The organism is Nonomuraea mesophila, assembly GCF_004352805.1.
In the GTDB taxonomy this organism is placed as follows: Bacteria; Actinomycetota; Actinomycetes; order Streptosporangiales; family Streptosporangiaceae; genus Nonomuraea; species Nonomuraea longispora.
Genome location: NZ_SMLD01000090.1, coordinates 26,306 through 38,615 on the forward strand (window position 1 = coordinate 26,306; position 12,310 = coordinate 38,615).

At 74.9% G+C, this 12,310-nt stretch carries 1 protein-coding gene; it reads left to right on the forward strand.

All coding sequences use genetic code 11. The features are described from left to right. Window positions 1-5: 5 nt before the first annotated feature. A partial coding sequence (locus tag E1295_RS28865) for a non-ribosomal peptide synthetase (RefSeq protein WP_132634627.1) occupies window positions 6-12,310 on the forward strand: 12,305 nt, incomplete at its 3' end.

The window sequence follows — 12,310 nt, forward strand, 5'->3', positions numbered from 1 at the left end:
CAGCCATGGAAACGAACACTCCGGCAAGGATCACCACGATCGCGGACCTGTTCATCGACCAGGTGCGCCGGACCCCGCGGGCGCCGGCCGTCGTCGCGCCCGGCGCGCGGCTGACGTACGCCGAACTCGGCGCCCGCGTCTTCCAGCTCGCGCGGCACCTGCACGGGCAGGGGCTGCGCCCCGAGGAGGTCGTCGCCGTCACGAGCCCGCGCTCGGCCGAGATGGTCGTCGCCGTACTGGCGATCATGGTGGCGGGCGGCGCGTTCGTGCCCGTGGACCCGGCCTGGCCGCGGGCACGCCGCGACCAGGTCATGGCCGAGGCGGGAGCGGTCCGCGCGCTGGGCCCGCGCGAGGTGGATCTCGGCTCATGGCGGTACGCCCACGAGCCCGCCGAGCCGCCGCCCGTGTCGATCCAGGGCGGCCGGCTGGCGTACGTGATGTTCACCTCCGGCTCGACCGGCACGCCCAAGGGCGCCATGATCCGCCACGAGGCGATCAGCCACCGCCTGCTCTGGCAGGTGGAGGACGTCCTCGGCTTCGGCCCCGGCGACGCGTCCCTGTTCAAGGCGCCGCTGTCGTTCGACATCTCCGTCAACGAGATCCTGCTGCCGCTCGTCTGCGGCGGCCGCGTGGTGGTCGCGGAGCCCGGCGGCGAACGCGACCCGCAGTACCTGCTGGACCTGATCGCCCGCGAGGGCGTGACGTTCGTCTACCTCGTGTCGTCGATGCTCGACGTCCTGCTGGAGATGGACCGCGAAACCTCGCTGCTGTCGGGGCTGAAGCACGTCTGGTGCGGCGGCGAGGTGCTCACCCCCGAACTGTTCGAGCGCTTCCGCGGCCGGCTGCCGACGACGCTCTACCACGGGTACGGCCCGGCCGAGGCCACCATCGGCGTCTCGCACGTCATCTACCGCGACACCGCCGAGCGCATCGCGACCTCCATCGGCCGCCCCAACCCCCACACCCGGCTGTACGTCCTCGACGAACGCCTGGAACAGGTGCCCGCCGGCACCGTGGGCGAGCTGTACGCCGCCGGGTTCCTGCTCGGCCGCGGTTACGTCAACGCGCCCGCGCTCACCGGCGGCCGGTTCGTCGCCGACCCGTTCGCCGCCGACGGCTCCCGGATGTACCGGACCGGCGACCTCGCCACGTGGGCCCCCGACGGCTCGCTGGAGTTCGTCGGCCGCGCCGACCACCAGGTGAAGATCCGCGGCATGCGGCTAGAGCTGGAGGAGGTCGAGGCCGCGCTGGCCACCCACCCGGGCGTGCGGCAGGCCGCCGTCGTGCTGGACGAGGACGGGCGGCGGCTCGTGGGGTACGCGCGGTCGAACGACCCCGTCACGGCCGCGGAACTGCGTGACTGGTGCGCCGGCCGGCTGCCGGCGTACATGGTGCCGGACGCGTACGTCGTCCTCGGCCGTTTCCCGCTGACCGCCAACGGCAAGGTGGACCGGCAGGCGCTGCCCCGGCCGTCCGGGCCGGCGCGCGTGCGGGACCCCCGCACGCGCGCCCCCCGCACCGAGCGCGAACGTGTCCTGTGCGAGGTCTTCGCGCAGGTCCTCGGCCCCCGCGTCGGCCTGGGCGACGTGGGGGCCGAGGACGACTTCTTCGCCCTGGGCGGCGACAGCATCGACGCGATCGGCGTGGTCAGGCAGGCGCGGCGCGCCGGGCTCGCGGTACGCCCGCGCGACGTGTTCGCCCATCCCACCCCCGCCGCGCTGGCGGCCACGGTCACCGACGTGAGCGCCGCCTCGGCGCCTCCGTTGAGCGGGGTCGGGGAGGTGCCGCCGACGCCGATCACCGAGTGGCTCCAGGACGTGGGCCCGTCCATGGACGGCTTCTTCCAGTCGATGACCGTGCGCACGCCCGCCGAGCTGACCGGCGACCAGCTGGAGAACATGGTCGACGCGGTGCTGGCCGCCCATGACCTGCTGCGGGCGCGGACGACCGGCACCGGCCGCTGGACCCTCACGGTGCAGCCGCCGGGACGGCCTCGGGCCGCCGACGTGGTCACCCGTGCCGGGACCGCGGCCGATCTGGAACGGCAGGTCGCCGCCGCCCCGGAACGGCTCGACCCGGCCGGCGGGCGCATGCTGGACCTGGTCTGGCTGGACGCCGGAGGCGGCGACCAGGGACGGCTCGCGATCACGGTCCACCACGTGGTCGTGGACGGGGTGTCGCTGCGCATCCTCCTGGAGGACCTCGCCCAGGCCTGGCAGGCGGCGCGCGAAGGCCGTACCGTCGAGCTGCCCCAGGCGCCCACCTCGTTCCGGCAGTGGGCGACCCGGTTGCGCGAGTGCGACTTCGGCTCCGGCGAGGAGTACTGGCGGCGTACCGCGGCGGCGCCCGACCCGATGATCGGCAAGCGGCCCCTCGACCCGCGGCGCGACGTGGTGGCCACGGAGCGCTCGCTCACGGTCGAGCTGCCCGCCGCGATCGCCGGGAGACTGCTCGGCCCGGTTCCCGCAGCCGTGCACGGCGGGGTGAACGACGTGCTGGTCGCCGCGGCCGCGCGTGCCGTGGGCGGCTGGCGCGGCGGCGACTCGGCGGTGCTGCTGGAACTGGAGGGGCACGGGCGGGAGGAGGAGGCCGTCGGCGACGCCGACCTCTCGCGTACCTTCGGCTGGTTCACCACCCTGTTCCCCGCCGTGATCGACCCCGGTTCCGGGACGCCGGGCGAGGCGGTCAAGGCGGTCAAGGAACAACTCCGGCGGGTGCCGCAACGCGGGCTCGGCTACGGGGTGCTGCGCTACCTGGGCGAACGGCCGCGCCCTGACCTGGCCGTCACACCACAGGTGCTCGTCCACTACCTGGGACGCTTCGACGGCGCCCCCGCCGACGGGACGACCGCCGACGGGTCGACCGCCGACGGGACGACCGCCGACGGGTCGACCGCCGACGGGACGGCTGGTGACGGGACGGCTGGTGACGGGACGGCCGGTGACTGGACGGCCGTCGCCGGGCCGGCGGGCGGCGGTGAGGTCGTGGCCGAGCGGCGCGACCCGCGCATGCCGCTGCCGCGCGTCCTGGAGATCAACTCCGTCGCCGTCGACACGGCCGGCGGGCCGGTGCTGCGGACCACGTTCAGCTGGCCGGAAGGCGTGCTCGACGCCGAGCGGGTACGGGAACTGGCCGCGTTGTGGACGCGGACCCTCACCGACTTCGCCACCAGCGACACGGTCGCCGGGCACACGCCGTCCGACTTCCCGCTCGTCCGGCTGGACCAGGCGGACGTGAGCGCCATCGAGGCCGACACACCGGGGCTGCAGGACGTGCTGCCGCTCACGCCGTTGCAGACCGGCCTGTACTTCCACGCCACCTTCAACCCCGGCAACGGCCCCGAAAGCGACCCGTACGTCGTCCAGCAGATCATCGAGCTCACCGGGCCGCTGGACGGCGAGCGCCTGCGTACCGTCGCCGACCGGCTGCTCGGCCGCCACCCCAACTTGGGCGCGGCCTTCCGCACCACCGGCGACGGGCAGATCGTGTCGGTGATCGCCGGCCCCGCGCGCGTGCCGTGGCGCAGCGAGGACCTCGGCGGCGCCGGTCACGCCCGGCCCCTCCTGGAGGAGATCGCCGCGGCCGAACGGTCGGCGCCGTTCGACCTCGCCCGGCCGCCCGCCATGCGGTTCGCGCTGGTCAGGCTCGGGCCGCGGCGGCACGCCCTCGTGCACACCGTGCACCACATCCTGGCCGACGGCTGGTCGGTGCCGCTGCTGCTGCGCGACCTGCTGGCCCTGTACGAGGACGGGCCGTTGCCCGAGCCGCCGCCCTACCGGGAGTTCCTGAGGACGCTCGCGGCCCAGGACACCGACACCGCGATCGAGGTGTGGGCCGAGGCCCTTGCGGGCATACGGGAACCGACCCTGCTGGCCGACGCGCTCGCCGGACCCGCCACCAGCGGATCCGGCGGCGAGGGGTTCGGCCGGGTCCGGCGGGAGCTGCCGGCCGAGCTCGGCGACCGCCTGCGGACATGGGCGCAGGTGAACGGGCTCACCGTCGGTTCAGTGCTCGCCGCCGCCTGGGGGATCCTCCTCGGGCGGCTGACCGGCGGCGACGACGTGACGTTCGGCTCGGCCGTGTCCGGCCGCGCGTCATCGGAGCCGCCCGGCATCGACGCGATGGTCGGGCTGCTGATCAACACGGTGCCCGCGAGGGTGCGCTGGCAGCCGGCCGACCCGCTGGCCGACGTGCTGCACCGCTTCGCGCGTACGCAGCGCGAGGTCATGGAGCACGAGCACGTCCCCCTGGCCGCGCTGCACCGCCGGCTGGGCGTGGCCGCGCTGTTCGACACGCTGATGGTCGTCGAGAACTACCCGGAGCCTCCCGCGGGGCAGGGCGACCTCACGATCTCCGGGATCGAGACGGTCGAGGCGCCGCACTATCCCGTGACGCTGATGGCCAGGCCCGGCGACCGGATCGTGCTGACGCTGACCCACGACCGGCGGCTGGTGCCGGACGCCTCGGCCGACCTGCTGATCGGCCGGTACGAGCGGCTGCTGGCCGCGCTCGCCGAGGACCCCACGCGGACGTGCGGCCAGGTGGAGCTGGTCACCGGGGAAGAACGCCGGCGCCTGATGGTCACCGGGACCGGGCCAGGGGAAGGCGGCGCGGGCTCCGTGCCGGACCTGTTCGCCCGACAGGTCGCCGAGCACCCCGCGCGCACCGCCGTCGTGTCCGCCGGGGCCACGCTCACGTACGCCGAACTGGACGAGCGGAGCCGGCGGGTGTGCGGCACGCTGGCCGCGGCCGGCGTGCGGCGGGGCGACATCGTCGCGGTGGCGACGAGCCGTTCCGCGGACACGGCCGTGGCCCTGCTCGGCGTCATGCGAGCCGGGGCCGCCTACCTGCCCGTCGACCCCGGCTACCCGGCGGCCAGGATCGAGTTCATGCTCGGCGACGCGCGCCCGGCCTGCGTACTCACCGACGAGGCGAGCGCCAGGACGTTGCCCCCGCACGACCTGCCCTCCTTCACGGTCGAGGCCGCCGCGACGGGCCGGGCAGCCGCGGGCCCGCCCGTGACCGCGCTCGACGCGGTCTCCGTCGTCTACACCTCCGGCTCGACCGGCAGGCCGAAGGCGGTCGTGGGCACCCACGGAGCGCTCGCCGGCCGCCTCGCCTGGGCGGCGACGGCATGGGACGCGCGCGTGCGGCTGGCCAAGAGCTCGCTCAGCTTCATCGACGGCACGACCGAACTGCTCGGCGGGCTGGTCGCGGGAGCGACGACGGTCATCGCCGGGGACGCCGAGGCCGGCGACGGCGCGGCACTGGCCCGGCTCGTCGAGCGGTCGGGGGCGACCCAGCTGCTCGCCGTGCCGAGCCTGGCCGCGGCGCTCGCCGACACGGCGCCCGAGCGGCTCGCCGCGCTCGACCGCTGGATCTGCAGCGGCGAACCGCTCGGCCAGGACTGCGTACGCTCCCTGCGACGGGCGTCGCCGGGGGCCAGGATCGTCAACTCGTACGGCTCGTCGGAGGTCGCCGGAGACGTGCTCCAGGGCGAGGTGGACCCGGAGGAGCCGGTGACGCTGGGCCGGCCGATGCCGGGCACGCGGCTCTACCTGCTCGACTCCGCGCTCCGGCTCGTGCCGTCCGGCGCGACGGGCGAGATCTACGTCGGCGGCGCCCAGCTCGCCCGCGGGTACCTGGGCCGGCCGGGGACGACCGCGGACCGGTTCGTCGCCGACCCGTTCGGCGACGGCGACCGCCTCTACCGCACGGGCGACCTCGGACGCTGGACCCCTGACGGGCGGGTGGAGTTCATCGGCCGGGCGGACGACCAGGTGAAGATCAACGGGTACCGGGTGGAGCCGGGCGAGCTCGAAGCCGCGCTGATGCGCCGCGCCGGGGTCGGCGACGCGGCGGTGGCGGTGCGGGCAGGCGCGCTGCACGCGTACGTGGTGGCCGCGCCGGGCGAGGAACTGGACCCCCCCGGGCTGCGCGCCCTGCTCCGCGCCGACCTGCCGCACCACCTGCTGCCCGCGACGGTGACGGTGCTGGACCGGCTGCCCGTGCTGCCCAACGGCAAGCGCGACCGCCGGGCGCTGCCCGACCCGGAACGCGGCATCAGGGGCGGGCCGCCGCGTACCGCCGAGGAGGCGCTGATCTGCGCCCGCGCCGGCGCCCTGCTGGGCATCGACGGGCTCGGCGTCGACGGTTTCGGTGTGCACGACGATTTCTTCACCGTCGGCGGGGACAGCATCCTCGCCATCCGCCTCGTCAGCCTGCTCGCCGGAGACGGCGTCGAGCTCACCACCCGCGACGTGTTCCGCCTGCGTACGCCCGCCGCGCTCGCCGCGTCCCTGCGGGAGGCGGAGCCGCCCTCCGCGCCGGCCCCCGCGCCGGCTTCTGGGGGCGAGGTGTGGCCGCTCTCGCCGCTCCAGCAGGGCGTCTACTACCAGGCGACCTACGCGGAGAGCAGCAGCACCTACATCGCGCAGAACGTCTTCGACCTCGACCGGCGCGTCGACGTGCCCGCCATGACGGAGGCGTTCGCGGCGCTGCTGCGCCGCCACCCCACCCTGCGCGCCGGGTTCGCCGCCGACGGCGGCTCGCAGCTCATCGCCGCCCACGTGCCCGCCGAGGTGCGGGTCGCCGACCTGACCGGGGACCCGGACGAGGCTGGGGACGGTGACCTGGACGGGGCGCGGGACGGAGCTGGGGACGAGGCTCGGGAACGGCTCGACGCACTCACGCGGGCCGACCGGGAGGAGCCGTTCGACCTGGCATGCCCGCCGCTGGTCAGGCTGACCGTCGTACGCCTTCCCGGCGGGCGCGACCGGCTCCTGCTGACCTCGCACTTCCTGCTGTGGGACGGCTGGTCGCGCGAGCTGGTCCTGCGCGAGCTGTTCGCGCTCTACGCCTCGGGCGGCACCCGGGGCGCGCTGCCCGAGGCGGAGAGCACGTTCGCCGGCTACCTCACCTGGATCGGCACGCGCGACCGCGACGCCTCCGCCGCCGCCTGGCGGGCGGCCCTGTCGGGGGTGGAGGACCCGACCGTCCTGGCCCCGCAGGCCGTCGGCCGCGAGCCCGTGCCGTCCGAGCGGGTCCTCGCCGCGCTGCCCGCCGAGGTCACCACGCGGCTGACCGAGCAGGCCGCCAGGGGCGGCGTCACGCTCAACGCGCTGCTGACCGCCGCGCTCGGCATCCTGCTCGGCTACGAGTCCGGCCGTACGGACGTGGTGTTCGGCACGACCGTGGCCGGACGCCCGGCCGAGCTGCCCGGCATCGAGAACGTGATCGGCCTGTTCCTCAACACCGTCCCCGCCAGGGTGACGCCCACGCCCGGCACCACCGTGCTCGACCTGGCCCGCCGCGCCCAGGACGACCGCGTCGACCTGGCGCCGCACGAATACCTCGGCCTCGGCGACATCCACCGGGCGTGCGGCCAGGAGCAGTTGTTCGACACGCTGTACGTGCTGCAGAACTTCCTGTCCGACACCACGTTCGCCGACCTGGAACGCGAGCACGGCATCGTCGGCGTCGACTACGCCGACAGCACCCACTACCCCTACACCTGGGTGCTCACCCCCGGCGCCAACCTGCGGGTCAAGCTGGAGTACCGGCCCGACGTGCCCGAGCAGGACGCCCGCCGGATGGTACGCCGCTTCACCCGGCTGCTGACGACGCTGGCCGACGGCCTCGCGGTCCCGGCCGGCGCGCTGGACCTGATGCTCGACGACGAACGCGGCGAGCTGGCACGGCAGTGGACGCGGGCCGAACACCCGATCGGCACGGAGACGATCGCCGACCTGCTGGCCGAGCGGGCCCGCGCGTGCCCTGACGAGGTCGCCCTCGTCTTCGGCGAGCGGCGGCTGACGTACGCCGAACTGAACGGCCGCATCGACCAGTGCGCCCGGATGTTGCGCTCGCGAGGTGCGGGCCCCGGCGCGATCGTCGCGCTCGGGCTGCCCCGCGGCGTCGAGATGGTCGTGTCGCTGTTCGGCGTCCTGCGGGCCGGGGCCGCGTACCTGCCGCTGGACCTCGACCATCCGGTCGAACGGCTGGCCGCCATGCTCGACGACGCCCGGCCCGTCCTGCTCCTCTGCGCCGACCCCGGGTCCGCGCTGGCCGGGCACCAGCGGCGCCTCGGCGGGCGCTGCGTGCCGCCCGAATGGGACACCTTCGCGACCGGGCCTGTCACCGTGGACGTGCCGGGCGACCTGCCCGCCTACGTCATCTACACCTCCGGATCCACCGGCCGGCCCAAGGGCGTGGTGACGCCCTACCGCGGGCTGACCAACATGCAGCTCAACCACCGGGCCGAGATCTTCGGCCCCACCGCGCGCCGTACCGGGGGGCGGCGGCTGCGCATCGCGCACACGGTGTCGTTCTCGTTCGACATGTCGTGGGAGGAACTGCTGTGGCTGGTCGAGGGCCACGAGGTGCACGTCTGCGACGAGGAGCTGCGCAGGGACGCCACCGCGCTCGTCGCGTACTGCCAGGACCACCGGATCGACGTCGTCAACGTCACCCCCACCTACGCCCACCTGCTGTTCGAGGAGGGCCTGCTCGGCGGCGAGCACGCGCCCTGCCTGGTGCTGCTCGGCGGCGAGGCCGTCAGCGAGAGCGTCTGGGACCGGCTGCGCCGGCCGGACGGCCCCGAGGGGTACAACCTGTACGGGCCCACCGAGTACACGATCAACACGCTCGGCGCGGGCACCCGCGACAGCGCCACCCCGACGGTGGGCCGCCCCATCAGGAACACCCGCGCGTACGTGCTGGACGAGTGGCTGAGGCCCGTGCCCGCGGGCGTGGCCGGCGAACTGTACGTGACGGGCGCCGGCCTGGCCCACGGCTACCTGCACGCGCCCGGGCAGACGGCCGCCCGCTTCGTCGCCGACCCCTTCGTGCCCGGCGGTCGCGTGTACCGCACCGGCGACCTCGTACGCCGGCGCGAGGACGGCAACCTCGACTTCCTCGGCCGCGCCGACGACCAGGTGAAGATCCGCGGATACCGGGTCGAGCTCGGCGAGGTCGAGGCGGCGCTGTCGGCCCACCCGCGGGTGCGGCAGTCGGCCGTGATCGCCCGGCCCGATCCCGCGGTGCCGGGGCTGAAGAAGCTGGTCGCGTACGTCATCCCGGCGCCCGGCGCCGCCCGCGCCGAGCTCGCCGCCGAGCTGCGCGCGGCGCTGGCCGAACGGCTGCCCGGCTACATGGTCCCCACCCTGTACGGGGTGGTGGACGAGCTGCCGCTCACCGTCAACGGCAAGCTCGACGTGGCGGCGCTGCCCCAGCCCGTCGCGCCCGGCGGCGGAGGGCGGAGCGAGCCGAGCGGGGAGCGGGAACAGACCCTGGCCGCCATCTACGCCGAGGTGCTCGGCCTGCCCGAGGTCGGCGTCGACGACGACTTCTTCGCCATCGGCGGCGACAGCATCTCCTCGATCGCCGTGACGGGCCGGGCGCGCAGGGCGGGCATGAACCTCACCCCGCGCGACGTCTTCCGCCGGCGCACCGTGCGCGCGCTGGCCGCCGCCCTCCCGCAGCGGGCGCCGGGGGAGACACCCGATCCGGGCGTGCCCGCGACCGGGGTCGTCCCGCTCACGCCGATGCTCGCCGAGACGATGCTGGCCCGTACGCCCCTGGAACGCTTCTACCAGTCGATGGTGCTGCCCGTGCCGGCCGGTGCCGGCCTGCGGCAGGTGGAACGCGCGGTGCGGGCGCTCTGCGAACGCCACGACCTGCTGCGGGCCCGCCTCGACCGCGACGGGGACACCTGGGCGTTGTCGGTGCCGCCGCCGGAGGGGTTCGACGCGGCCCCGCTGTGCACCCGCCAGGACGGGCCTCCTGCGAGTGAGGCGAAGCGTCGCCCGGCCGAGGAGGAGGCGGCCGGGCGGCTCGACCCCGAGCGCGGGATCATGCTGCAGGCCGTCTGGTTCGACGGAGGTCCCGGGCACGGCGACCTCCTCCTGGTCATTCACCACCTGGTCATCGACGGCGTCTCCTGGCGGGTGATCGCCGGCGACCTGGCCGCCGCCTGGGCGGACCTGGCGGCCGGTCGCGAACCCGTGCTCGACCCGGTCCCGGTCTCCTTCCGCGCCTGGGCGTCGGCGGTCCAGGACGCCCGCCCCTCCTTCCGCGACGAGACCGGCCACTGGCGCGACGTCCTGGCCACCGACGATCCGCCGCTGGGCACCCGCCCGCTGGACCCCGGCACCGACACGGCCGCCACCGTACGGTCGCTGACCGTGTCCCTGCCCGTGGGGACGAGCGCGGCCCTGCTGGGCGCCGTACCCGCCGCGATGCACGGCGGCGTCAACGACGTGCTGCTGACGGGGTTCGCCGTGGCGCTCGCCCGGTGGCGGGGCGTTCACGGGCGCGGCGACGGGTCCGCCGTGCTCCTCAGCGTCGAAGGCCACGGCCGCGACGGGGATCTCGCCGGGGGCGCCGACCTGTCGCGTACGGTGGGCTGGTTCACCGCCATCCACCCCGTACGCCTCGATCCCGGGCCGCTGAGCTGGGACGAGGTCACCACGGCCGGCCCCGCGCTGGCCCGAGCCGCCAAGACCGTCAAGGAGCAGCTGCGCGCGGTGCCGCGCAACGGGCTCGGCCACGGCGTCCTGCGCCACCTCGACCGGCTCGATCTCCCGCGACCACCGCAGATCCTCTTCAACTACCTGGGCCGTTTCCCCGCGGGCGGCGAAACCCTGCGCGAGGGCGTACACCCCGGCAACCCCGCGATGGGGCTGGAGATCAACGCCCTGGCCCAGGACGGGCCGGAGGGCCCCGTGTTCTCGGCGACGCTGTCCTGGCCGTCCGGCGTCCTGGCGGAGGGGGAGGTCGCCGAGCTGGCCGAGCTGTGGCTGGCCGCGCTGACGGCCCTCACCCGCTGCGCCGGCCTCGCCGGGCACACCCCGTCGGACTTCCCCCTGGTCGCGATCACGCAGGAGGACGTCGACCGGTTCGCCGGCGCCCGCGACATCCTGCCGCTGCTGCCGCTGCAGGAAGGCATGTACTTCCACGCGTCCTTCGGCGCCGGTCACACCGACACGTACGTGGTGCAGCAGGTGGCCGAGCTGTCCGGCCCCGTCGATCCCGAGGCGCTGCGGCGGGCGGTGACCGCGACGGTGCACCGCCACGACGCCCTGCGGGCGAGCTTCCAGGAGGTGGCCGACGGCCGGGTGGTCCAGGTGATCGCGGGGACGGTCGAGGTGCCGTGGCGCACGGCCGACCTGAGCGGGCTCGGGCCGGCCGAGGCCCGCGAACGGCTGGCCGAGCTGACCGCCGCCGAGCTGGCCGCGCCGTTCGACCTGGCGGTCCCGCCGCTGCTGCGCTACGCGCTGGTCTCGCTCAGCGACACCGACCACCGGCTCGTCGAGACCATGCACCACATCCTCGCCGACGGCTGGTCGTACCCGCTGGTCTTCGGCGACGTCGTGGAGGCGTACGGGCGGGGCGCCGCGCTGCCCGCGCCCGCGGTGACGTTCCGCGACCACGTGGAGGCCGTGGCGGGGCAGGACAGGGCCGCCGCCCGCGCCGTGTGGGCGGACGCGCTGGCCGGGGTCGACGAGGCGACACGCCTCTTCCCCGGCGCGTACACGGTGTCCAGGCACGCCGGAGTCCACCGCGAGCTGCCCGCCGGGGCGCTCGCCGCCGCGGCCCGCGAGCGCGGCGTGACGCTGAGCGCCTACGTGCACGCGGCGTGGGGCCTGCTGCTCGGCCGGCTGCTCGGGCGGGACGAGGTGATCTTCGGCTCCACGGTGTCCGGGCGCGACGGGCGGCTGCCCGGCGTCGAGACCATCGTCGGCCTGCTGATCAACACCATCCCCGTGCCGATGTCCTGGCGGCCCGAGGAGACCCTGGGCCGGATCGTCGACCGCCTGCACCGGCAGCAGGGCGACCTGCTCGACGCCCAGCACGTCGGCCTCGCCGAACTGGCCCGGCTCACCGGGGTCCGCGACCTCTTCGACACCATGGTCGTGGTGGAGAACTTCCCCGCCGCACGCGCGGGAGGGCGGTCCGGGCCGGCCCTGCGCGGCTTCACCGGCACGGACTCGCCGCACTACCCGCTCTCTTTGGTGGCCTTCCCCGGCGAGCGGCTCACCCTGGAGATCAAGTACGACGTGGAACTGGTCGGGGAGGAACGCGCCACGAACCTGCTCGACCTGGTCACCCTGATGCTCGACCGGCTCGTCACCGCCCCGGACACGCCCGTCGCGCGGCTCGACCTCCTCACCCCCGCCGGGTCCACCCTGCCCCGTACCCGCTGTCTCTTATACACATCTAAAAAAACTAATCCACTCCTTGATAAGATGGTCAACTGTAAGAGTTTTTTATCTTCCCAACTCATGCTGACTTCAAAATGTCCACGTGG